Annotated in this window: 25 protein-coding genes; 9 read left to right on the forward strand and 16 right to left on the reverse strand. The window is 62.3% G+C overall.

Translation table 11 applies throughout. From position 1 onward, the window contains the following. Positions 1–3 precede the first annotated feature (3 nt). Positions 4–438 carry a DUF4383 domain-containing protein gene (locus NKH67_RS07610; RefSeq protein WP_023719157.1) on the reverse strand — a complete coding sequence of 145 codons (435 nt, stop codon included), beginning with the start codon at positions 436–438 and terminating at the stop codon, positions 4–6. 737 nt (positions 439–1,175) lie between these two features. Between NKH67_RS07610 and NKH67_RS07615 the strand changes: the two genes are divergently transcribed. Beyond that, a complete protein-coding gene (locus tag NKH67_RS07615; protein WP_352469773.1) occupies positions 1,176–2,114 on the forward strand; it encodes a diacylglycerol/lipid kinase family protein in 939 nt (312 codons plus the stop codon). 128 nt (positions 2,115–2,242) lie between these two features. Then, positions 2,243–2,665, forward strand: a complete 423-nt coding sequence (locus NKH67_RS07620) for a GNAT family acetyltransferase (protein ID WP_352469774.1) — start codon at positions 2,243–2,245, stop codon at positions 2,663–2,665. A 101-nt stretch (positions 2,666–2,766) separates the two neighbouring features. Here NKH67_RS07620 and NKH67_RS07625 read toward each other — a convergent pair whose 3' ends face one another. The 5 genes from NKH67_RS07625 to NKH67_RS07645 form a co-directional block, all read right to left on the reverse strand. After that, positions 2,767–3,978 carry a mandelate racemase/muconate lactonizing enzyme family protein gene (locus NKH67_RS07625; protein ID WP_352469775.1) on the reverse strand — a complete coding sequence of 404 codons (1,212 nt, stop codon included), beginning with the start codon at positions 3,976–3,978 and terminating at the stop codon, positions 2,767–2,769. After that, positions 3,975–5,591 carry a GMC family oxidoreductase gene (locus tag NKH67_RS07630; protein ID WP_352469776.1) on the reverse strand — a complete coding sequence of 539 codons (1,617 nt, stop codon included), beginning with the start codon at positions 5,589–5,591 and terminating at the stop codon, positions 3,975–3,977. Before NKH67_RS07630 ends, NKH67_RS07625 begins: the two co-directional genes overlap by 4 nt. A gap of 147 nt (positions 5,592–5,738) precedes the next feature. Continuing rightward, positions 5,739–6,395 carry a hypothetical protein gene (locus tag NKH67_RS07635; RefSeq protein ID WP_352469777.1) on the reverse strand — a complete coding sequence of 219 codons (657 nt, stop codon included), beginning with the start codon at positions 6,393–6,395 and terminating at the stop codon, positions 5,739–5,741. Then, positions 6,376–6,948 (reverse strand): GNAT family N-acetyltransferase, encoded by a 573-nt coding sequence (locus NKH67_RS07640; RefSeq protein ID WP_198023584.1) that lies wholly within the window; start codon positions 6,946–6,948, stop codon positions 6,376–6,378. The genes NKH67_RS07635 and NKH67_RS07640 overlap by 20 nt, the downstream gene beginning before the upstream one ends. 127 nt (positions 6,949–7,075) lie before the next feature. After that, a complete protein-coding gene (locus NKH67_RS07645) occupies positions 7,076–7,867 on the reverse strand; it encodes an alpha/beta fold hydrolase (RefSeq protein ID WP_023678383.1) in 792 nt (263 codons plus the stop codon). Between the two features lie 106 nt (positions 7,868–7,973). Here NKH67_RS07645 and NKH67_RS07650 point away from each other — a divergent pair, with 106 nt between their 5' ends. The 4 genes from NKH67_RS07650 (at position 7,974) to NKH67_RS07665 (ending at position 10,156) form a co-directional block, all read left to right on the forward strand. Continuing rightward, positions 7,974–8,900, forward strand: a complete 927-nt coding sequence (locus NKH67_RS07650; RefSeq protein ID WP_352469778.1) for a LysR family transcriptional regulator — start codon at positions 7,974–7,976, stop codon at positions 8,898–8,900. Positions 8,901–9,019: 119 nt separating this feature from the next. Continuing rightward, a complete protein-coding gene (locus tag NKH67_RS07655; RefSeq protein ID WP_352469779.1) occupies positions 9,020–9,238 on the forward strand; it encodes a hypothetical protein in 219 nt (72 codons plus the stop codon). A gap of 58 nt (positions 9,239–9,296) precedes the next feature. Next, positions 9,297–9,692: an acyl-CoA thioesterase gene (locus tag NKH67_RS07660; RefSeq protein ID WP_023678380.1), complete on the forward strand. Its 396-nt coding sequence runs from the start codon at positions 9,297–9,299 to the stop codon at positions 9,690–9,692. Between the two features lie 143 nt (positions 9,693–9,835). After that, entirely contained in the window at positions 9,836–10,156 is a 321-nt protein-coding gene (locus NKH67_RS07665) for a hypothetical protein (protein ID WP_352469780.1), read from the forward strand. Positions 10,157–10,206: 50 nt separating this feature from the next. Here the strand turns inward: NKH67_RS07665 and NKH67_RS07670 are convergent, their stop codons facing one another. Further along, on the reverse strand, positions 10,207–10,575 hold the full coding sequence (locus NKH67_RS07670) for a winged helix-turn-helix transcriptional regulator (protein ID WP_023678378.1): 369 nt from the start codon (positions 10,573–10,575) through the stop codon (positions 10,207–10,209). A 90-nt stretch (positions 10,576–10,665) separates the two neighbouring features. Between NKH67_RS07670 and NKH67_RS07675 the strand changes: the two genes are divergently transcribed. Beyond that, positions 10,666–11,271 (forward strand): NADPH-dependent FMN reductase, encoded by a 606-nt coding sequence (locus NKH67_RS07675; RefSeq protein ID WP_352469781.1) that lies wholly within the window; start codon positions 10,666–10,668, stop codon positions 11,269–11,271. Between the two features lie 74 nt (positions 11,272–11,345). On the opposite strand, the gene NKH67_RS07680 is transcribed toward NKH67_RS07675, so the two are convergent. Next, entirely contained in the window at positions 11,346–11,738 is a 393-nt protein-coding gene (locus NKH67_RS07680; RefSeq protein WP_352450464.1) for a winged helix-turn-helix transcriptional regulator, read from the reverse strand. Positions 11,739–11,836: 98 nt separating this feature from the next. Here NKH67_RS07680 and NKH67_RS07685 point away from each other — a divergent pair, with 98 nt between their 5' ends. Further along, positions 11,837–12,817: a quinone oxidoreductase family protein gene (locus tag NKH67_RS07685; protein WP_352469782.1), complete on the forward strand. Its 981-nt coding sequence runs from the start codon at positions 11,837–11,839 to the stop codon at positions 12,815–12,817. Between the two features lie 49 nt (positions 12,818–12,866). Here the strand turns inward: NKH67_RS07685 and NKH67_RS07690 are convergent, their stop codons facing one another. The 5 genes from NKH67_RS07690 to NKH67_RS07710 all read right to left on the reverse strand — a co-directional run bounded on the left by NKH67_RS07690 (position 12,867) and on the right by NKH67_RS07710 (position 15,998). Beyond that, positions 12,867–13,544, reverse strand: coding sequence for an HAD family acid phosphatase (locus NKH67_RS07690; protein WP_352469783.1), 678 nt, complete (start codon positions 13,542–13,544; stop codon positions 12,867–12,869). Positions 13,545–13,825: 281 nt separating this feature from the next. Further along, positions 13,826–14,260: an FKBP-type peptidyl-prolyl cis-trans isomerase gene (locus NKH67_RS07695; RefSeq protein WP_352469784.1), complete on the reverse strand. Its 435-nt coding sequence runs from the start codon at positions 14,258–14,260 to the stop codon at positions 13,826–13,828. 234 nt (positions 14,261–14,494) lie between these two features. After that, positions 14,495–15,220: an SDR family oxidoreductase gene (locus NKH67_RS07700; protein ID WP_352469785.1), complete on the reverse strand. Its 726-nt coding sequence runs from the start codon at positions 15,218–15,220 to the stop codon at positions 14,495–14,497. Positions 15,221–15,254: 34 nt separating this feature from the next. Beyond that, positions 15,255–15,740, reverse strand: a complete 486-nt coding sequence (locus NKH67_RS07705) for a VOC family protein (RefSeq protein ID WP_352450460.1) — start codon at positions 15,738–15,740, stop codon at positions 15,255–15,257. A 72-nt stretch (positions 15,741–15,812) separates the two neighbouring features. Further along, positions 15,813–15,998: a DUF1127 domain-containing protein gene (locus tag NKH67_RS07710; protein WP_352469786.1), complete on the reverse strand. Its 186-nt coding sequence runs from the start codon at positions 15,996–15,998 to the stop codon at positions 15,813–15,815. 205 nt (positions 15,999–16,203) lie between these two features. Here NKH67_RS07710 and gcvA point away from each other — a divergent pair, with 205 nt between their 5' ends. Further along, positions 16,204–17,097, forward strand: coding sequence for a transcriptional regulator GcvA (gene gcvA, locus NKH67_RS07715; protein WP_353030469.1), 894 nt, complete (start codon positions 16,204–16,206; stop codon positions 17,095–17,097). Positions 17,098–17,139: 42 nt separating this feature from the next. Here gcvA and NKH67_RS07720 read toward each other — a convergent pair whose 3' ends face one another. The 3 genes from NKH67_RS07720 to NKH67_RS07730 all read right to left on the reverse strand — a co-directional run bounded on the left by NKH67_RS07720 (position 17,140) and on the right by NKH67_RS07730 (position 20,721). Further along, complete coding sequence (locus NKH67_RS07720; RefSeq protein ID WP_352469788.1) at positions 17,140–17,919, reverse strand: class I SAM-dependent methyltransferase; 780 nt, start codon at positions 17,917–17,919, stop codon at positions 17,140–17,142. Between the two features lie 83 nt (positions 17,920–18,002). Further along, on the reverse strand, positions 18,003–18,476 hold the full coding sequence (locus NKH67_RS07725; RefSeq protein WP_352450557.1) for a VOC family protein: 474 nt from the start codon (positions 18,474–18,476) through the stop codon (positions 18,003–18,005). A 247-nt stretch (positions 18,477–18,723) separates the two neighbouring features. Continuing rightward, positions 18,724–20,721, reverse strand: coding sequence for an ABC transporter ATP-binding protein/permease (locus NKH67_RS07730; protein ID WP_352469789.1), 1,998 nt, complete (start codon positions 20,719–20,721; stop codon positions 18,724–18,726). Positions 20,722–21,171: the final 450 nt, after the last annotated feature.

Here is a 21,171-nt window from a genome sequence, read left to right on the forward strand (position 1 = left end):
CGGTCAGGCCGTGGCGAAATGGTCGTACACACGTTTCGACAGCCAGAACCCGACGTAGACGGCGAAGCCGCCGATGACGATGTGCGGCAGGTTGGCGAAGAAGCGGGCCGGGAATTCGATGTCGTTCAGGGAGCGGAAGCCGTTGATGAAGATGCCGCCATCGAGGCAGCCGGAACCGGTGACCAGGCCGAGCACGCCGTCGAACAGATAGACCGAGCCGAACAGCTTGAAATAGAACACCGCCTGGCGGTGCGAGATGAAGGCGGCGGCCAGCGCCCAGACGCCGGAGAAGGCGTGCAGCAAATCGTCGTACCATTGCAGCGAGAACAGGCCGAACAGATTGCCGCCGGCGTCGTTGAAAGCCGGCACATAGCCGATGGCAACAACGCCGAAGAACAGGAAAGCATAGGCAACAGCAAGCTTCTGGATGAGCGTCATGAAATGTCCCCCTGCCGTCAGCCCCTTTAAACGGCCCCCGACGACAAATGGATAGTAGCTGATTTTGGCGCAGCGTGAAGCGTCGCCGGCAAAATCGTCAGGCGGGGCCACAAAGACAGTCGGCGCCGGGATTTCTCCCAGCGCCTCCCTGTCAGATCAGGACACGGTCGCGGCAGCAACTCCCGAAAGATGTCGCGCCATGCCGGCCTTGATTTTGACGGTCCTGCCAGTCGCCACCCGAGGGCAGCGTCCGTTCCGGACCACGCCGGTCTCCACTCTTGCGAGCTTTGCCCAGCGCGCCATCGAAGGTTTTTGCCGTCCTTCATGGCAGCATCGGTCCGCCGTCGGCGTTCGCACGCTTTCCGCGGCCCCGTAGGTCTCGGCGTCCATCCCTCCAACAAGCAAGCCTGTTCTCGTTCAGGGCCGTACGGGCCTCAGGAAATCCGCCGTTCCGCTTTGCCTTTCGGCGTGGCGATCGGTAGCCGCCTGAGATGGGTTTTAACGTACGTCGGATAAGCGTTTGGCGGAACTGCCGCATGCCTGTGGATAGCGGGATTATCGGGGACTGACCCTGCCAAAATAGCGACTTTCCGATCTCTGCCGCCGCCGGTCGGGATTTGCCGCCTCGATGCCGAAGCCGCATTGTCGGGTAATCGACCCTTGCCCCGCAGGCCGGCGCGGGCTTCAATGCCGGCAAATGATTGGAAGGCGTGTTCGATGGCCTTGGGGAGGCAGGCTTGAAGGTCGCGGTGGTTCTCAATCCGATCGCCGGCGGCGGCAGGCTCAAGCGGCATTGGCCCGAGGTTGCGGCTTCGCTGAAAAGACATTTCGGTGATTTCGAGCTGCGTGAAACGCAGGCCGAGGGGGATGCCGAACGGCTGGCGCTCGACCTTGCCGCCATCGGCTTCGAGCTGGTGATCGCGGCCGGCGGCGACGGCACCGCCAGCGAAGTCGCCGACGGGCTGCTGAAGGCTTTCCGGGAAAGCGGCCGGACGGCCGAACTCGGGCTGCTGCCTTGCGGCACCGGCATCGACTTTGCCCGCGGGCTCGGCCTGTCGAACAATGTCGATCTGACGCTGAAGCGGATTGCCGAGGCAAAGCCGCGCAAGGTCGATGCCGGCTGCATCAGCTATGTCGACGACCATGGCGCACTGGCCAGCCGCCATTTCATCAACATCGCCAGCCTCGGGCTTTCCGGCGCTACCGACCGTGCCGTCAACGCCGACAGGCGCAAGGGCAAGGTTTCGGCCAAGGCACTGTTCTACTGGCGCACGGTCTGGGAATTCCTCCGCTATCGGTTCCAGGAGGTTGCGATCACCATTGACGACGGTGCCCCGGTTGAGGCGCGCATGGCATTGGTGGCGGTGGCCAACGGCAAATTCTTCGGCGGCGGCATGATGATCGCGCCCGACGCCGAGCTTAACGACGGCGAGTTCGACATCGTCATCCTGCGCGCCGCCGGCAAGCTGAAGCTGATCTGGGACATCCGCCTGCTCTATGGCGGGCGGCACCGCAACCATCCTGCGATCACCATCCTGCGCGGCAAGAAAGTGGTTGTCGAGCCGCTCGGCGATGTGCAAAAGAACGCCGCGCTGATCGACGTAGACGGCGAATCGCCGGGTCGCATACCAGCGACTTTCGAGATCCTGCCCGGCGCATTGACGCTGAGATATTGAATCAAGGTGTTGAGACTTTGAATCCGGTCGTTACCGCTTTGATTCCGGAGATACATTCAGCGCTTTGAAATTGCTGATATTCTGCCTGATGTCAGACACCCCGGTCGGGCCAGTTGGAACGGACATGAATGTTCTCGACCATTGAATACACCGACAGTCATTTTGACGGGGTTGATACGCTTTGGCGGGACGCATTCCCCGATGACAGCCCTTGGAACGCGGCTCATATTTCGATCCCCGAGAAGCTGAGATATCAGCCGAACCTCTTTTTGGTTGTGCTTGAATCTGGCCGGGTCGTCGGTTCGATCATGGCTGGATACGATGGCCACCGGGGCTGGATTTCCCGGATCGCCGTCCTGCAATCCCATCGCCACAAGGGGATCGGCGAGGCCCTCATCCACGAAGCCGAAAAACGGCTCGCCGCCCTTGGCTGCGTAAAGATCAACCTCCAAGTTGTCGCTTCCAACTCAGCGGGCCTCGGATTCTACCGCAAGTGCGGGTATGAGGTCGAGCAGCGCGTGAGCATGAGCAAACTGCTCTCCAAGGCCTGAGCTGGCATGGACGGTGACGGCAAAGCCGTTGTGGATCAGGTTGGCGGCGAGCTGGCCGCCGAGATGGCCAAGACCGACGAAGGCATAGCTCTGACGCGCGCTCACGGCATCAACGGCGTCTGCATCATCTGCAAATGCAGGTCCTTGCCGGTCCAGGGATGCGCCTCGCAGACGGCTTCGTCGAGCTCGACGCCGAGGCCCGGCTCCTTCGACGGGATGACGTTGCCGTCCTGCCATTCGATTTTCTTCTTCAGCAGCTTTTCGTGGAAGCCGTTCCACTGCTTCAGCGATTCCAGAATGAGGAAGTTGGGCAGCGTTACCGCAAGCTGGATGTTGGCGGCGCCGACGATCGGTCCGCAGTAGCAGTGCGGCGCGACCTGGATGTGGTAGGCTTCGGCCATGGCGGCGATCTTTTTGGTTTCGAGAATGCCGCCGGAGCGGCCAAGGTCGGGCTGAAGAATGGTCGCCGCACGGTTCTCGATGACGCGGGCGAACTCAAATTTGGTTGTTAGCCGCTCGCCGGTGGCAATCGGGATCGAGGTCGCGCGGGCGACCTGCGCCATGACCTCGGGCATGTCGGGCGGCACCGGCTCCTCGAACCACAGCGGATCATAGGGCTCGATGGCGCGGGCGAGGCGCAGCGCGCCCGATGCGGTGAACTGGCCGTGCGTACCGAACAGGATGTCGGCTCTTGTGCCGACCGCCTCGCGGATCGCCTTGACCATACGGGCGGAGAGGTCGATGTCGACGAGGCGCGGCTGGTGGCCGTCGAAGGCGGTGTAGGGGCCGGCTGGGTCGAGCTTGACCGCGTTAAAACCCTGCTCGACATATTCGAGCGCGCAGGCGGCGGCCAGATCGGGGTCGTTGTAGACGTTCTTGCCGCGGGCGTCCTCCGAATGGACGCTGCCGCTGTGCGGGTAGAGGTAGGTATAGGAACGCAGCGTTTCGTGCACCTGGCCGCCAAGCAGCTTGTAGACCGGCTTGCCGGCCTCCTTGCCGATAATGTCCCAGCAGGCGATTTCCAGCGCCGAGAAACAGCCCATGCCCGACACGTCGGGCCTCTGGGTGAAGCCGGATGAATAGGCGCGGCGGAAGAAGGTCTCGATATCGTGCGGGTCGCGGCCGATCAGATAACGCTCGGCCATGTCCTCGACCATTTTCGCCGTGACATGGGCCGAGAAGGTGGCGTTGTAGGCCTCGCCATAGCCGACGACGCCGCCATCGGTGGTGAGCTTGACGAAGATGAAATACTTGCCGCCGATGCCGGGCGGCGGATTGCCGACCACCCAGGTCTTGACGTCGGTGATTTTCATTTCTGATCCTCCAGAACCAGTTCGGCGCCCTTCCATCCGGTCATGATCGCGGCGGCGTTGGTGTTGCCGGTTATGTTGTCGGGAAAGATCGAGGCATCGATGACACGCAACGCCTGGATGCCGTGTACCTTGAGGCGCGGATCGACGACGGCGTGCGCCGCGTCCGGCCCCATGCGGCAGGTCGAGACCGGGTGATAGACGGTGCCCGAGCGCTTCCTGAAATCCTGAGTGAGATCCGCGTCGGAGGTGATCGAGGGACCGGGCAAAACCTCTTCCTCTATGATCTCGGCGATTGCCGGCATCGAGGCGATCTTCCGGACGAATTTCACCGCCGCCAGCATTTCAGCGACATCCGCCTCGGTCGAAAAGGCATTGGCGACGATTTTGGGATAATCGCGCGGATTGGCGGAGCGGATCATGATTTCGCCGCGGCTCGACGGACGGCAATTGGACAGCCCGATGGAAAAGCCCGGCCATGGATCGGGCGTCAGGATCGGCCGTTCGCCGCTCTTCGGAATGACGGTCGAAAACGCCTGGAAGTAGAGCTGCATGTTGGGCCGCGCCGCGGCCGGATCGGTGCGGAAGAAGCCGCCGGCATTGTTCATCGACAGCGACAGCGGGCCTGAGCGCAAAAACACGTATTGCATGCCGACCAGCAGCTTGCCCCACCACGGGCGCAGGATCTGGTTGAGCGTCGGCAGCCTGCCCTTGAACGTGTAGTTGATGCCGACATGGTCCTGCAGGTTTGCCCCGACATTCTCGTTGGCGTGAACGACGGGAATGCCGAGCGCACCAAGAAGCGCCGACGGGCCGACACCGGAAAGCTGTAGCAATTGGGGCGAATTGACCGAGCCGCCCGACAGGATGATCTCGCGGCCGGCGCGGGCGGTTTTCGTCGCGCCATTCTGGAGATATTCGATGCCGACGGCGCGTTTGCCCTCGAACAGGATTTTTGTCGCCAGGGCGTTGATCTCGACGCGGACATTTTTGCGCTTCATCGCCGGGCGCAGGAAGGCGCGCGCCGCCGACATGCGGCGGCCGTTCCTGGTGGTGATCTGGTAGATGCCGACGCCTTCCTGCGAGGCGCCGTTGAAATCCGGGTTGAGCGGCAGGCCGGCCTGGTTGGCGGCGGCGAGATAGCGCTTGGTGAGCGGATGGACGGAGGTCGAGCAGTCGGTGACATGCAGCGGCCCGCCGACGCCGCGCCATTGGTCGGCGCCGGCCTGGTTATCCTCCAGCGCCTTGAAGGCGGGCAGCAGGTCATCGAAGCCCCAGCCGGGATTGCCGGCCGCTGCCCAAGCGTCGAAATCCTCGCGCGCGCCCCTGATCCAGACCATGGCGTTGATCGAGCTCGAGCCGCCGAGCAGCTTGCCGCGCGGCCAGTGGTCGGCATTGCCGGCGAGGCCGGGATCCGGCTCGGCCTTGTAGTTCCAGTTGACCGCCGGGTCGAAGAAGGTCTTGCCGTAGCCGAGCGGCATCTGCACGTAGAAGCGACGGTCGCTGCCGCCGGCCTCGAGCACCAGCACCGAGAAGCGGCCGGAAGCCGACAGTCTTTCGGCCAGGACCGAGCCGGCCGAACCGGAGCCAACGATGATGAAGTCATAGGTCTGCATGGTGGATGGGCCGGCTCCGGAATTCAGCTCTAGCCTAGACTTGAGCGCGGCGCGGCGTCGCCGGGTCTTCCGGCATCCGATGTGAAAAAAGCGACTGGCAACTTCGTTTGAATTTCGACTTTCAGCGCCAAGAAGATTGATGAAGACCTAACTTGCCCACGCATCGAGTTGATTGAGGACAGCAATGGCTGGATAGGATTTCCGGTTGGGATAAGCACGCCTGTAATAGGCATTCCAATAGCTTGTGGCCTTGCTGCGCATTGCACGCATTACGTCTCGGTTCTGTCGGACAAAACTGGCATAGGCTGAAGCGTCCAGATCAGGTACTGCGGCGTAGATGTCTTCGGCGATTTCGACGACATATTCGCCCAACAGCAGAACGACGAAGGCGATGCTCCAACTTTCGTTCAGCGACAGGATCACCTTGGCTGATTTCTGCCGCAAAAAGCCATCTGTCGATCGTGTCAGCAGGCAATGCGACGGAAATGAAAAGCCAAGGTGATGCTCTCGCACGCTTGGCAGAAAATGTAACCGATAAGGAATATAGATGACCGCTCCATCAGAAAGGAGATGTCGGGACGTCGTTCGGTAAGTGTCGTCGACAAAGGGCGTCAGCTCCTCCTCTGCCATGGTGGTCAACATGCTGAATGGGAAAGGTGACTTCGCAGCGCCCGAGAACGGCTTGCGTCGTGTGAACCAATCCACGTTGTGCCTCTGACCAAAAGTTGAAAACGATCCGGCTTCATTTCGAAGTGCCTGAGCTTCCTCGCAAGCGATCCAAGCATTACAGGCGATGATCGGCAATCTGCTTGAAATCATAGCGCATGATCGGGCGGGCCGGCGTTCTGCGAGCGACGACCCTGAACCCGGCGCGCGCGAAGGTGGAGGCATATCCGCTGCCGGAAGCACTCGGCGATACGTCGGCCTCGAAAGGATAGGCTTCGAGTGCCGGAGCATTTGCGCGCCTTGCGACTTCCAGTGCTTCCGCAATCAGCTGGAATGTTACGCCCCGCCTGCGGTATCGTTTTCGCACGTAGAGGCAGGACAGGGACCAGACCGGCCTGTCGTCCACGCGCTTGAGCTGCCATAGCCGATCGAGCCAGGGCAGGGCATCTCGCAGCGTCACCCGGCACCAGCCGACAGCCGTATCGCCGTCGAAAGCGAGCAAACCCGGAGGCGGACCATGCTGGACGGCCTGCCGGAACGCTGCCTTGTTTTCCTCGCCGGGTCGCTTTCGATAAGAACTGCCGATCCGTCCGTACATACACCAACAGCGACTGCAGACGGCGCTGTCACCGAACAGGTCCTCGAGCGCCGGCCACAGATCGGGCGTTAATGGGCGAAAGCCAAGTTCCATGTCAGCCGTCATCCGCTATTGATATTGCCCAGTCTAGCCTGCACTGCGCGCTAGCGCATCATAGGTTGCGGTCCATGCGGGGATGTTCAAACCGGGGTTTCACTCAGCATCCCTGTCGTGCTCCATCTCAGCGCAGAAAACCAAGCACGGCCTCCATGAACTCGGTGGGGTACTCGACATTCGACAAGTGGACCGCGGGCAGGACAACCAGTTTCGCGCCGGGCACCATCGCCGCGATCAACTCGCTATGGCTGGCGGCTGTCACAGTGTCGTGCCGGCCGGCGATCACCAACGTTGGCCTGGAAATCAGCGCTACGGTTCGGCGAAGGTCCGCATCGCGAACCGCCGCGAACAGACCAGCCAAGCCTTGCCGGTCGATGGCCAGCAGCATGGCGCGAAATTCTTCGATGACGGGCTCGTTGGCCGCCAGCATACGCGCAGGAAACCAGTTGCCCAGGAACATCTCGGCGGTTTCGGACATATCCGGCGCCTGCAGCACGGCGGCAATCCGCTCGTCAAACTGCTTTGCCGGTCCGAGGTAGGACGAGGTGTTGCTCAGGATCAAGCGCTCGATCCGCTCGGGCGCGTGGATGCCGAGCCACTGCCCGACGAAGCCGCCCAACGACAGACCGAGGAAGTGTACGCGTTCAATGCCCAGGGTGTCGAGCAACTCGATCACGTCGCGGCCAAGCCGGTCGAGCGAATAAGCGCCGGCCGGAACGCTCGACCCTCCGTGGCCGCGAAAATCATAGCGCAGAACACGGAAATGGTTCGACAGCTCGCCGACCTGCATGTCCCACATCCGCAGCGTCGTGGCGATGGAATTCGACAGCATCAGCACGGGCTTCCCGGCGTCGCCGTCGATGCGGTAGGCGATGCGTGTGCCATCGCCGACGGTCACGAAATCCAGCTCATTCATGGTGAATACACCTTCCTTCTTGGAGCGTTGAATGTGGCAAAGCCTAGCTGCGGCGCGCTTTTGAGGATATTACAAAGATACGACTATCTCTGTAATGGAAGCTGACATGGCCGAATTCACCCTGCACGACCTGCAATGCTTCGATGCCGTGGTCCGCTGCGGCGGCTTTCAGCCTGCGGCGGCCATGCTGCATCGCTCGCACCCGGCGGTGTTCGCAGCCGTTGCAAAGCTGGAGCGGCAACTCGACCTCGTTCTCTTGGATCGCGGCGGCTATCGCGTGCGCCCCACCGAGGCAGGGCTGTCGTTCCATCGCAGGGCACAATCGCTGCTGCGCGAGCTCGAGGGCTTGCGGCTTCATGCTGCTCAGCTGTCAATGGGCGAAGAGAGCGAGATCCATGTGGTGATCGGCGACCTTTGCCCGCGTCCGCAGGCATTGGGCATGCTCGGACGGTTCTTCGCCCAGTGTCCGGGCACACGCCTGCACCTGCATTTCGAGGCGGTGGGCGGCCCGTGGGAGCGCCTCTTCGATGACGAAGCCGATTTGATCCTGCACTGGATCGACAAGAGCGATCCGCGGGTGGAATGGATCGATCTCTGCAAGGTGCACTTCGTCCCAGTAGTAGCGTCGGGCTTTCTGCCGGAACGGATCAAGCACCCCATCACGCCGGATCAGATGCACGCGTTCACCCAATGTGTCATGCGCGACACGGCCCGCCATTCACCGCAACAAGACTACTTCATGATCGAGGGCGCGCCGCAATGCATGGTGGCCGACCAGGGGATGAAGAAGGAAATCATCCTGCAGGGCCTCGGATGGGGCCACATGCCTCGCTTCCTGATCGAGGAAGAGCTGCGCGACGAACGCCTGCAATCCGTTGCCGGCCGTCATCTGCCAGGCCGCACCGAGGAGTTGGTGGTGGCGCGCCGCCGCGACCGGCCGCACGGGCCGATCTCGAACCGTCTGTGGGATCATATCGAGCAAGAGGCGCCGACGTTGCGCCGAGCACTCGAACGTCGGACACCTGTCCAGTAGGCGGCCAAGCCGGGGCTCAGCGAGGCCGTTCGGAGGCCAACCACCTGCTGCTCTTCACTGACGTAATCCACGCCTCCGCGCTGCAATTTGCGCATCCGGAATGGGCAATCGCCTTCGACGTGGACCAGAAGACCGCAATCGCCACACGCAAGAAGGTGCTCGACATGGTGTCGGCGGATGGCCTGCTCGTCGCAGGCATGCACCTGCGCTTTCCAGGCATCGGTCATGTTATCCGCGAGGGCAACGCCTATGCCTACGTCCCGCTCCGCACAGCATCTTTTCAACACTGTCGACCGATAGCCGAACTTCAGGCCGCGACCTGTCTAGTGGCGCGTTGACCTGTCCGTGCCATGACGATACGGGATCGGGACAATCGGCTTCGAGAGGATTGGCCAAATGGTGCATTACGCGGACGGGCGGCCGATCGGCGATCTGACGCTCAGGACGCTGGCCATGCCTTCCGACGCCAATGCGGCAGGCGACATTTTTGGCGGCTGGGTGATGGCGCAGATGGATCTCGCCTGCGGCATCCGCGCCGCCGAGCGCGCCAAGGGCCGCGTGGTGACGGCGGCGGTGAAGGAAATGTCCTTCGCCAAGCCGATGAAGATCGGCGACACGCTGTGCATCTATACGCATGTCGAACGCGTCGGCCGCACCTCGATGACGCTCAAGGTCGAGGCCTGGGCGCAGCGCTATCTCTCCGACCTGATGGAGAAGGTCACCCATGCCGACTTCGTCATGGTGGCGCTGGACGGCGAAGGCAAGCCGAAGGCGGTTCCGGCCGAAGGCTGACCCGGCCTGATTCCAGAAGACGGGTTTAAACAGCCGTCTCTCCCGCGCGGGGGATGCGGACAGCGATCCCGCGTGGTCTTTGGCTAACGGGTTCCCGCATGCGCGCCTGCAGCGCGACCGACGGGATCTTGGGAGGAAAGACAATGCGTCAACACATGCTGAACGCTGCCCTGGCGGGTGGCTTTGCAGCCTTGCTCTGCCTGTCGTCCGCAAGCGCTTTTGCCGAGGTCAAAAAAGGCGATCCAGGCGCCACCTGCACGTCGGAAAACCGCACCATCAACGGGCAGGCGGCCAAGTGCGAGATCTGCTCGGCGACGAAATGCGACACCAGCGGCACGACGGTGAGCAATTGCCGCAAGGAGACGACCACGACCTGCACGATTGGCGGCAGGGTGGTCAGTCCCAACCCGAAATGGAACCGGATCGAGAAGCTGCCGAAGACCAAGATGCAGTTACAGCAGTAGCGCTCATCCGGAGGCTTCCGGGCAGGTTCAAACCCTTGCAGCACAAGGGTTCAGCTGTGCATGGCGTCGAACTTCTCGCGCGCCGCCTTGACGCGCTCGGTGTTCTTGCGTGCCCATTCGCCGAGCGCATCGACCGGCACCAGCAGTTCGTAGCCAAGATCGGTCAATTCGTAGTCGACCCGCGGCGGGATGGTCGGGAACACGGTGCGTGTAACGAAGCCGTCGCGCTCGAGCCCGCGCAAGGTCGTGGTCAGCATCTTTTGCGAAATCCCGCCGACCGCGCTGCGCAACTCGTTGAAACGCAGCGGCCCGTTGCCAAGCTTGCCGACCACGAGCACCGTCCATTTGTCGCCGACGCGCTGCAGGATTTCCGAGATGGCGCGGCAGTCCTCGGTGCGGTGCGGGTGCCTTGGTAACAAAAAAGTGCCTCCTTGCACATTGAGCGGCCAGTTACTCATATAGCTCAGGTATCTAAACGATACCAGTATTCCTGTAAGGAGAGCCCCTCTATGTCAAAACCCAAAATTGCCATCGTCATTGGTTCGACCCGCGCCGCGCGCTTTGCCGACGTCCCGGCCGAATGGATTGCCAAGATCGCCAAGTCGCACGCCGATATCGACGTCGAAGTCGTCGACCTGCGCGATTTCCCGCTGCCGTTCTTCGATGAGGTCGCATCCTCCGCCTGGGCGCCGTCGCAGAACGAAGTGGCGCAGCGCTGGCAAAAGAAGGTCGCCGGATTCGACGGCTTCATCTTCACCGCCGCCGAATACAATCATGGCCCGACGGCCGTGCTGAAGAACGCCATCGACTACGCCGCCAACGAGTGGAACAAGAAGCCGGCCGGCTTCGTCGGCTATGGCAGCGTCGGTGGCGCGCGCGCGGTCGAGCAGCTGAGGCTGCATGCGGTCGAGTTGCAGATGGCGCCGGTGAAGTCCGCCGTACACATCTCCTGGGCCGATTTCCTTGCGGTCAAGCAAGGCGACAAGAAGCTCGACGAGTTCGAGCACCTCAACCAGGCGGCAACCGCGCTGGTCAACGACATTGCATGGTGGGCCAGGGTGCTGAAGACGGCGCGTCAGGCCGATGCCGTCGCCGAGGAAGTCAAGGCGGCCTGAGCACAGGTTCGAACAGTCCTCCCAAGGATTAATTCTTCCAACCATTGGGGCGGCGCATGCGCCGCCCCTTTTGTTTACACGGCATGGGCGTCCTGCGCTTGCCGTGGTCTGATGATGCAATCGGCAAGGCGGTCCATCTCATTCAGCTCGTCCGCGTGATGCTGGCCCCACTGGCAAAGTGCCAGCAGGATCGGCTCGAGGCTGAGGCCGAGCCGCGTCGCCGAATATTCGACGCGCGAAGGTATCTCGGCAAAGATCTCGCGGCGGACGAGGCCGTGCTCTTCCATTTCGCGAAGCTGCTGGATCAGCACTTTCTGGGTGATATCGGGCATCAGCGCCTGCAGCGCCGACAGCCGCCGGGGCGCGTCGAAGAGATGGTACAGGATGACCGCCTTCCAGCGCCCCGAAATCACTTTCAGCGCGCGCTCCGCCGGCAGCATCGGCAGTCTCTTGATCGGCTTGGCCATGGTCACCTCCCGGTCAGCAGCGGACAAATTGGTGTGTAGTCGAAGCCAGGCAGATAGTGGCAAACAGCGGCCGATGCCAACAGCGATCGGTGCATGCGATGAGAGCCATTCAACTGAGCCGCTTCGGCGGGCCCGACGTTCTCGACATAGTCACGGTGCCGAAGCCTGAGCCGCAAGCCGGCGAGGTCCTGGTCCGCGTTCATGCGGCCGGGGTGAATTTCTTCGAAGTGCTGATGCGCGCGGATCGCTATGCGGTGACGCCGCAACTGCCGATGATCCCTGGCGTCGAGGCCGCCGGGATCGTGGAGGCGCTTGGGCAGGGGGTGGACGCTTCCTTGCTCGGCACGCGCGTCGCCGCGCCGTTGTTCGCCTCGAGCCGCCCGTTTGGCGGCTATGCCGAGTATGTGACGATCCACGCAAGCCTGGCCGTGCCCTTGCCGGATTCGCTCTCGTTCGAAAACGCGACGGCATTGATGGTGCAAGGACTGACGGCATTGTATCTATCGCGGCAAAGCCCGCCGGCCGGCAGATCGGTGCTGGTCGCCGCTGCCGCGGGCGGCGTCGGTTCGTTGCTCGTCCAGCTTGCCAAGCGCGCCGGCGCAAGCCGTGTCATCGCGGCAGCCGGCAGCAAGGCCAAGCTCGACCTTACTTTGTCGCTGGGAGCCGATGCTGCCGTCGACTACAGCAACACGGATTGGCCGGTGCACGTCCGGGCAGCGACAGACGGCGCCGGCGTCGACATCATCTACGACATTGTCGGCGGCCCGCTGACGGCGGTTGCGCTGGAGGCTCTGGCACCTCGCGGAGAGTTGGTGTTTGCAGCACTTGGCAGATACGCGCTCGGCGCCCCGGAGATGGAGGCGATGATCGGCCGCAACCAGTCGCTGAAGGGTTTTGCCCTGCTGCCGTTGCTGTCTACGGACGGGCTCCGTGACGGCCTTTTGGAGCTTTTCGATCTGACCGCTGGTGGTCAGCTTGTGGTGACCAAAGGTGGCCGCTTCCCGCTCGACCAGGCCAGCCACGCACATCGCCTGCTTGACGAGCGCGGCGCGACCGGCAAGGTTGTCTTGATACCTTAGTAGGTGCTCGGCAAGGAGCCGAGGATCCGGGCTTGTGCCGTTCCGGCCGTCAGCGAACCCGGTAGAACGGATTAGGCAGCAGGAACAGCTTCTCCGCATGCCCGCCGAACAGGTCGGATGGCTGGTCACCGACATTGGCAATTATTGTGTAGCCGGCCTTTTCGATTTCGGCCCTTATGGGTGCCTTGAAATCTGCGGCGGAGCCGTATTTGGCCCCAGGCTGGACCATGTAAAGGTGCCCGTAGCCGGCATAGCCGGCCGACTGCAGGTTCTGTTCGGTTGCCTGACGCTGGTCCTCCGGACGTCCGGTGATGAAGAACACCGCGACTTTCGCCGTTCGTGCCTGCCGGAAAACCTCCAGCACCGGGTCGATCGCCGGATCCTTCGCAAGCTGATCCCAGGCGGCCCAGCCACAGGGACCGTCGATTGCAATGTCGCAGGCGCCGCCGATCGGGCGGCCGAAATTGTCACGTGTGATCACTTCCCAGTTGGCCAAAGCCGTCTCGTCGATATCGAGCACCAGTGCGGGGCGAGGCACCTCCATTGCGCGCTTGACGACCCAGTCGCCTGCCTGCTTCGCCACAGCGGCAAGGTCGCGATCATAGTCGCCGGAATCATGATAATTGGCAGCCGCCAGCATCGCATCGCCGACATTGGCCGGCTGGGACGGGCTTGTGAAAAGGAGCGAGTCGGAACGTGCCGGCGCAGGAACATTTGTGCCAATCATCAGCACGATTGCCCCGACACGCGCAATTCTATTCCAGCCAATCGCCCGCATCACGGGACTTTGCGGTCACGAGAAGTCGGCTGTCAAGCGAGGTCTTCCACAGGTCCTCGAGACCGCGACGCTGAATTGGACATTCCAGATGCCGAATGTCTCTATGGGTTGCTGCACGCTACACGATTTCCGCCGTCGCGGTCTTTCCCTCCGACAGGTGACGCACCGCCGGAACCGCCGGTCGAAATGCGTCACCCGAAAATCATGGCCGTCACGCGCTTTGCCGTGCCCTACGCCGCCTGAACGATCTCGACCAGTTCAACGTCGAACACGAGATCGCGTCCGGCCAACGGATGATTGCCGTCGAGCTTGACGCTGGTGTCGTCCACGCCGACGACTGTTACCGGCATCGGGCGCCCTTCCGGGGTTCTGACCTGCAATCGAGTGCCGATATCGACATTGATGTTGTCTGGTACGCGGGCGCGATCGACGGTCATGACCGCTTCGGGGCGGTGGGGGCCATAGGCGGCGTCGGCGGGAATGGTGACGGTGCTTTTCGCGCCCACCTCCATACCTTCGACATGGGTTTCGAGACCGGCGATCACTTGTCCTTCACCCAACGTGAATTGCAGCGGTTCGTTGCCGGAAGAATCGAACTGAGTGCCGTCAGCCAGGCGGCCATTGTAATTGATGCGCACGGTGTCGCCATTCTTGGCCTGTGTCATGATAGCCATCCTTTGAAAGTTTCGAGGGGCCGGCCAGAGCTCACGGTCCCGTCCTCGATCATCCACACACTTAGGTGCGCGGCGCGAAACGCTAAAACTAGGGACCTGGCTGCCGATGTAAACCCCGATTGAGCGACGCCGGCATGACCCGCCGGCGTTCGTCGCCTTCGGCAGCAGTGCACCGGACTAGCGGTCATGCCGGCTCAACCCATTCAGGCGGCGTGCAAATAGCGGCTAGATCAGGTTATGGCCGCCATCGATGCGGATCGTCTCGCCGGTCGTGAAGTCGCTTTCCATGAGGTAGAGGTAGGCGGCGGCGACGTCCGCAGCGGTCGGAATTTTTCTCGATGGCAACCGGGCAGCCATGTCGGCAAAGAAGCTGGATTTGGCTTCTCCAACAATGCCCCACATCGGTGTATCGACCCATCCGGGCGACACGACATTGACGCGCGTCGGGGCCAGTTCGAGCGCCAGGGCGCGGGCGAAGTAGCTGAATGAACCGGCAATCGCGGAGACGACCGAGCCTCCCGGCACCGGCGGCCGATCCTTATTTATTCCCGAGGTGAAGGTCATCGAGCCGCCGGCCTTCAGGGTGCGCACAGCATGCTTGGAGAGCATGACGGCGCTAATCAGCTTGTTATCGACGAAGCCTCGCACAGCCTTCATGTCTGTACTGCCGATCGGATCGCCGGGCGGCAGTGTTCCGGCGGTCGATACGAGGTGATCGAAGGGACCGACCTCGTCGAACAGGCGAGCGACGTCCGCTTCGTCGGTCATGTCGGCGACCACGCTGGTCACGCGGCCCGCATTGAGCGTCCGTTCGGCAGCCAGCAGTTTCTCGGGCGAGCGTCCGACGATCACGACCTTCGCTCCGCCGTTGAGAGCAGCTTCCGCGACGCCGAGACCGATGCCGGAACTACCGCCGACGACGATGACTTTCCTGTCCACGAGCGATGTCATGAGGGTTCTCCGTTCGTTGCGATTGCGGTGAGGGTCAGGCCTTGCCGGCATAGGCGGCTTCGAGGTCGGCGATGATGATCTTGCGCATCCCGTACATCGCCTGCCGGACGCGGTTGGCCTTTTCGCGATCCGGATCGGCACTGAGCCGCGGCAGGATTTCCGGGATGACCTGCCAGTAGACGCCGTATCTGTCGGTGAGCCAGCCGCAGGGTTGTGCCTTGCCGCCGCCGGCGGTGAGCGCCTCATAGTAGTAGTCGGTCTCGGCCTGGTCCCTGGTCTCGATGTAAAGCGAGAGCCGCTCGTTGAAGGGCGGCTGCGGCCCGGCATTGAGCGCAGTAAGGTGCAGTCCTTCGAGCTCGAAATCGAAGGTGGCATGCGGGACCGTCTTGTTGGTTCCGGACACCCAGTCGGTGTATTCGATGGTCTGGAGCGCTTTGCTGTTCTTGAAGACCGAGAGATAGAAATCGCGGGCTTGCTCCGCGTCGGTGTTGAACCAGAGGAATGGGTGGATGGTGGCCATGTCCGTTCTCCATTAATTCCTTACGACAGCGATCTTTTGCGAAGAGCCTGTCCGCTGTTGCTTTCGTTCAGGCTAGCGGTGGTCCGACGGCCGATAGACCGAGCCGTCCCAGTCGCGGGCAAATCCGAGGTCTTCGAGCCGGCGGGCCGAGAAGCGTGCAATCTGCCGCTTGGTCCGGCGCCGGCTGCTCGAGGCGAGGATGCGGCCAGCCATGCCGGTCAGGACGTCGACGATGGGTTCAACTTGTTCGGCGTTCATGGTGCTCTCCCAGAGTGGCGGCAGTTTTGGTTTCAGCAGTTGCCCCGCGACTTTTGTCAGCGAGAGTATCAGTCACATCAAATTCGCCTTTTGCAGCGACGGTGAATGACTGATTACGCGAACAAACATGCCGGCTTCTGGCCTGGACGACAAACGACTTATCGGCGACAATGTGTGAGCGATGCTCACACATAGGTCTCGGTCCATGCCCCGGAAGCTGCCTCCCCTCACCACCTTGCCGAGCTTCGAGGCCGCGGCGCGCCTGTTGAGTTTCTCCAAGGCGGCAGAGGAACTTCATGTCACCCACGGTGCGATCAGCCGGGCGATCAAGAATCTTGAGGATCAGCTCGGTGTGCAGCTGTTCGAGCGCGGTACGCGTTCGGTGAGTCTGACAGCCATTGGCGAGCCCTATGCGCGGGCGGTGCGCGAGGCGCTCGCCCAGTTGGCCACCGCCACCGCTGCAGCAACAGCCCGCTATTCGAGCTCGACATTGAACGTCAGCACCTCCGATGGCTTCGCGGGGAGATGGCTGGTGCCGCGCCTCTATCGCTTTCACGGTGCGCATGGCGACGTGGATGTGCGGGTTTCGACAAGCGGGAAGCTGACCAACTTCCTCGGCGACGGCATCGATGTCGCCGTCCGTTATGGCAACGGAAACTATCCGGGGCTCACGTCGGAGTTCCTCACCGGCGAGGAGGTGTTTCCAGTGTGCAGCCCAAAGCTTCTTGAGGGTGCACATCCGCTCCGCACGCCTCAGGACCTCAAACACCACACGCTGATCCGTGACAGCTTTCCGATCGACTGGGCGACCTGGCTGGCTAGCGCCGGGGTCGAGGGCGTGGACCCGCAGAGCGGGATTACCTTCGACTCTGCCACCTTTGCCATGGAGTCGGCCGCACAAGGCGAGGGGGTGGTGCTCGGCCGGACCATGCTCGTTGCGGCCGACCTTGCCGCCGGGCGACTTGTCCGCCCCTTCGGCTACGCCCTGAAATCCCCCTCCAGCTTCTATTTCGTCTACCCGCCGGAGGCGATCCGTCAGCGCAAAGTCAAGGCTTTCAGGGATTGGCTGCTTTCAGAAGTCACGCCGCAAATGGACTGACGGGAAGGCCGAGAGAACAGGATCGTCTACATCGAGTGGTTACTATCGGCTCGCCCGAAACGCGGTGACGATCCAGGCACGCGAGTCGAAAAGCACACCGTCCGCGGTCAAATGCGCGTCGAGCAGATCGCGCAACCGCCGCAGCGCCGCGTCGACATCCACATCCGCGCGGGCGAGCGGATCCTTGACCAGTTGCAGGCCAAGCAAAGCGTCATAGGCCGCATCGATGTCCTGGCCGTAGAAGACCGGCTCATGCACTTCGGCAAAGTCGACCGAAACGAAACCGGATGCACGCAAGATCTCCGCGGTGATGGCGGGGTCGCCAAGCGAAAACGGGGTGGCGGCGCCCCTCGATATGGCGGTCCCCGGCGCAATCGCCCGCTGAATGGCAGTCGCCCACTCGTTGCGGCCCTCGCATTGCCATACCATCCACACAAGACGTGCCCCTGGTCGCAACGCCCGGCCGATGTTGGCGAACGCCGCCGCCGGGTCGGCAAAGAACATCACTCCAAACCGACTAATGCACAGATCGAAACCGGCAGGCGGAAATACCAGCAATTGCGCATCGCCGCGCTCAAAGGCGACGTTTCGCAATCCCTCTTTCGCGCTACACTTCCGGGCGATCTCGAGCATCTGCGCCGATACGTCCACGCCGAGCACGCCGCCTTCCACCGCGACACGGGCAGCATCACGAGAGGATTGTCCCGAACCGCATCCGATATCGAGCACGCGATCGCGCGTTCCCACCTTGACCGCAGCCCTGAAGACCTCGTTGTGCCGTCGCAGTTCGGCGTCGTAAAACGCAGCGCAGTTCAGCACCATCGCACGCCTGCCTGGAGATGATGGGCCGGCAGCATTTCCGGCCGCTCTGCCCTGACCTTTTCGCGTCGGGCCACCCGAAACTGTCAGCCGCGCCGCGCCGCCTCGATCGCTGCAACGTCGATTTTCTTCATCTCCATCATCGCCTCGAATGCGCGCTTTGCTTCATCGCCACCGGCGGCCATCGCTTCGGTCAGCACGCGCGGCGTGATTTGCCAGGAGATGCCCCATTTGTCCTTGCACCAGCCGCAGGCACTTTCCTGGCCGCCATTGCCGACGATGGCGTTCCAATAGCGGTCGGTCTCCTGCTGATCGTCGGTGGCGATCTGGAAGGAGAAGGCTTCGTTGTGTTTAAACGCGGGCCCGCCATTGAGGCCGAGACAGGGGATGCCGGCGACCGTGAACTCGACCGTCAGCACGTCGCCTGCCTTGCCGGACGGGTAGTCGCTGGGAGCGCGGTGGACGGATTTCACCGAACTGTCGGGAAAAATCTCGGAATAGAAGCGGGCCGCAGCCTCGGCGTCCTTGTCGTACCAAAGGCAGATCGTGTTCTTTGCGATTGTCATTGCTGGTCCCTTTGCTTTCGAAATCAATCTGGGCTTTTGAAATCAACCCGGGTTGCATCGGCGTTGCACCGGACATGGAAATGCGCTCGTGCCATCGACGTTCCGACAGCAGCAGCTGCCCGGAATCAAGGTACCACGGCTGGTGCTTTCAGGACCAGATACGGGCAGTGACTCGAACCGGCGATGGTCCGCCTGGTCCGACCGGCGGCCTCACTCTTTGCGTAGGGCAGCGCCGCTTTGCTCAAGGTCGCGCTGGCTTTCCGTTGGCGCGCCGTTGCCTCAGAAGGCGCATGAGCAAGTTCCGTCTGTCCTTGCGCGGGACGAGTTCGATATCGCTGACAAGTTTTGCGCCGCCCTTGTGCCGCTCCAATGTGATCTTGCGGCTGTGGAAGGCCTCCAGCTCGGCGCGGTGCGCTACGCTTATGATGGTGACCTTCGGCAATTCGCGAATAATCATCTCCATCATCTTGTCCTGGCTCTTCTCATCGAGTGCCGACGTTGCCTCGTCCAGCACGATGATATCGGGGCGGTGCAGCAGAAGACGCGCAAAGGCGAGGCGCTGCTTTTCGCCACCCGACAAGGTCTGGTCCCATGGCGCGTCCTCCTCGATCCGGTCGTTGAGGTAGTCGAGCCCCACCTTGTCGAGGGCAGCCTTGATCTTATCCAGCGTCCAGTTGTCGGCGGCGCCTGGATAGGCGACAGCGCGGCGAAGCGTCCCGGTCGGGATGTAGGGCCGTTGCGGCAACATGAACAACCGTCTGTCGGCGCGGATGTTGACGCTGCCGCTACCCCATGGCCACAGACCCGCGACGGCCCGCACCAGCGTACTCTTGCCCGAGCCGGATTCGCCGGCGACGAGCACCCGCTCGCCTGGTTCGATCACGACCTCGGTTTCCTTGACCACGGCGGTGCCGTCGTCGAGCGACACGGAGAGATTGTTCAGGCTGAGCATCGCATTGCCGCCGGTCTCGCCGCGCTTTATGCGTCCCAGCGTGTTGCTCTGTTCCGCCCGCTCGAGCCCGTCGAGCGACATCATCAGCGAAGCGATGCGCCGAGCACAGGCGTTCCAATCGGCGAGACGGGGATAGTTGTCGACCAGCCATCCGAACGCGCCCTGCACGATGGCAAAGGCCGAGGCAGCCTGCATGACCTGTCCAAGTGTCATGCTGCCTTCGAGGAACTTTGGAGCGCAAAGCAAGACCGGCACGACAGGCGCAAACAGGCTCGACCCCTGAGACACCAGCGCCGTGCGCATGTGCTGGCCTGCAAGGAGCGCCCATTGCCTGAGCACATGGGCAAATGTCTTGTCCATGCCGCTGCGCTCCTCCTCCTCGCCGCCGAGCAATGCGATGCTCTCGCCGTTTTCCCGCACGCGCGTCAGCGTGTAGCGGAACTCGGCTTCCGCCTGATTTTTTTCCTCGGAGAGGTGGACGAAATGGCGGCCAATGACCGCCATCGAAGTGGACGTGATCGCGGAATAGAGCACCGCGGTGATGACCAGGAAGCCGGGAATGGTGACGGTCGAACCTGCAATCGTCAGGGTCAGGGCGCCGCCGATCGTCCAGAGCACCACGATGAAGGTCGAGGCCGACAGAAATGCGACGATGACACCGGCGATGAAATCGACGGGCGATTCGGTGGCAATCCGCAAATCCTCGGCGATGCGGGCTTCGGGGTTGCTATGATCGCCGCCGACGAGGTTCAGCTGATAGTAGCGGCCGCTTGCGAGCCAGCGCGCGATGACCGCGGTGGTGAGCCAGGACCGCCAGCGGCGCTGTATCCTCATGCGAAAAAAGACTTGCGCCACCACAAGGCTGGCGCTTCCGATCACGAGTGGCAGGAATACGGCGCTCAGCCAATATACGGTGTGGGCATTGCGTTGCTCAATGGCGTCGAAAATTGCGCGATTCCAGACATTGATCCCATACTGGAAGCCGACATTGGCGACGATCAGGACCAACAGCCCGATCGTCAACGGCCAGGCGACCCTGTCGCCACTGCCGCTCCAGTAACCGCGCGCGCTGATCCAGAAGCGCTTAAGCAGGTATCTCTTGCGCGCCCGCTCGGCCTCTTCAGGTGTCAGCTCAGGATCGGGTTCGGTGACATCCGGCGGCGGCGCGGGCTGGCCGACGACCTCTGACGCGACTTCGACCGTCGATTGTTTCTCGTGGCGCGACTTCTCGGCATCGCGCGTTCGGGCGCCGTCAACCGATTTCAGCTTAAATTTAGCCTCGGGCATCCGGCGATAACGGCTTAAAAATCAGAAGGTTTCATAGCGTCCGCTCGAGATCCCAGATGCCAACAACGCCAAGGCTTCTCAGCTGTTCCGGTGCTCGCAGCAGCCTATGGCCGTTCTCGATGACAGGCTTTGATCGTCGCGGGCAGTTAACCGCAGGTGCCGGCTACGGGGTGGAATCCGGAAGTGTGCTGGAATGAGGTTAAACGGCGACCCTTGGGATCAATCTGCTGGACGAGCAGTCTCGACAATTCGCTTCAGGCTCTCAAGATTTGTTCGCATTGCCGCGTTCGAAGAAGCTGGACGCAAGCGGCGCGAGAAGTGCCATCGGCCCGAGTCAACAGAATCGAGGAGGAGAGGTCATCTCGATTGCGATTGCGAGCATCTGCTGCCCAGCCGGACCGCGCCAGCCCCGAGTTCCGGAACAAGGGTGCGATTTTGCCGTTGAGCCAG

The sequence above is a fragment of the Mesorhizobium sp. M0968 genome (genome assembly GCF_040319065.1).
GTDB lineage: Bacteria > Pseudomonadota > Alphaproteobacteria > Rhizobiales > Rhizobiaceae > Mesorhizobium.

What these genes read in the sequence shown, in the direction of transcription:
- NKH67_RS07610 (WP_023719157.1), bottom strand. Translation starts at nt 438, where the DNA reads ATGACGCTCATCCAGAAGCTTGCTGTTGCCTATGCTTTCCTGTTCTTC.
- NKH67_RS07620 (WP_352469774.1), top strand. Translation starts at nt 2,243, where the DNA reads ATGTTCTCGACCATTGAATACACCGACAGTCATTTTGACGGGGTTGAT.
- NKH67_RS07625 (WP_352469775.1), bottom strand. Translation starts at nt 3,978, where the DNA reads ATGAAAATCACCGACGTCAAGACCTGGGTGGTCGGCAATCCGCCGCCC.
- NKH67_RS07630 (WP_352469776.1), bottom strand. Translation starts at nt 5,591, where the DNA reads ATGCAGACCTATGACTTCATCATCGTTGGCTCCGGTTCGGCCGGCTCG.
- NKH67_RS07640 (WP_198023584.1), bottom strand. Translation starts at nt 6,948, where the DNA reads ATGGAACTTGGCTTTCGCCCATTAACGCCCGATCTGTGGCCGGCGCTC.
- NKH67_RS07645 (WP_023678383.1), bottom strand. Translation starts at nt 7,867, where the DNA reads ATGAATGAGCTGGATTTCGTGACCGTCGGCGATGGCACACGCATCGCC.
- NKH67_RS07650 (WP_352469778.1), top strand. Translation starts at nt 7,974, where the DNA reads ATGGCCGAATTCACCCTGCACGACCTGCAATGCTTCGATGCCGTGGTC.
- NKH67_RS07660 (WP_023678380.1), top strand. Translation starts at nt 9,297, where the DNA reads ATGGTGCATTACGCGGACGGGCGGCCGATCGGCGATCTGACGCTCAGG.
- NKH67_RS07665 (WP_352469780.1), top strand. Translation starts at nt 9,836, where the DNA reads ATGCGTCAACACATGCTGAACGCTGCCCTGGCGGGTGGCTTTGCAGCC.
- NKH67_RS07675 (WP_352469781.1), top strand. Translation starts at nt 10,666, where the DNA reads ATGTCAAAACCCAAAATTGCCATCGTCATTGGTTCGACCCGCGCCGCG.
- NKH67_RS07680 (WP_352450464.1), bottom strand. Translation starts at nt 11,738, where the DNA reads ATGGCCAAGCCGATCAAGAGACTGCCGATGCTGCCGGCGGAGCGCGCG.
- NKH67_RS07685 (WP_352469782.1), top strand. Translation starts at nt 11,837, where the DNA reads ATGAGAGCCATTCAACTGAGCCGCTTCGGCGGGCCCGACGTTCTCGAC.
- NKH67_RS07690 (WP_352469783.1), bottom strand. Translation starts at nt 13,544, where the DNA reads ATGATTGGCACAAATGTTCCTGCGCCGGCACGTTCCGACTCGCTCCTT.
- NKH67_RS07695 (WP_352469784.1), bottom strand. Translation starts at nt 14,260, where the DNA reads ATGACACAGGCCAAGAATGGCGACACCGTGCGCATCAATTACAATGGC.
- NKH67_RS07700 (WP_352469785.1), bottom strand. Translation starts at nt 15,220, where the DNA reads ATGACATCGCTCGTGGACAGGAAAGTCATCGTCGTCGGCGGTAGTTCC.
- NKH67_RS07705 (WP_352450460.1), bottom strand. Translation starts at nt 15,740, where the DNA reads ATGGCCACCATCCACCCATTCCTCTGGTTCAACACCGACGCGGAGCAA.
- NKH67_RS07710 (WP_352469786.1), bottom strand. Translation starts at nt 15,998, where the DNA reads ATGAACGCCGAACAAGTTGAACCCATCGTCGACGTCCTGACCGGCATG.
- gcvA (WP_353030469.1), top strand. Translation starts at nt 16,204, where the DNA reads ATGCCCCGGAAGCTGCCTCCCCTCACCACCTTGCCGAGCTTCGAGGCC.
- NKH67_RS07720 (WP_352469788.1), bottom strand. Translation starts at nt 17,919, where the DNA reads ATGGTGCTGAACTGCGCTGCGTTTTACGACGCCGAACTGCGACGGCAC.
- NKH67_RS07730 (WP_352469789.1), bottom strand. Translation starts at nt 20,721, where the DNA reads ATGCCCGAGGCTAAATTTAAGCTGAAATCGGTTGACGGCGCCCGAACG.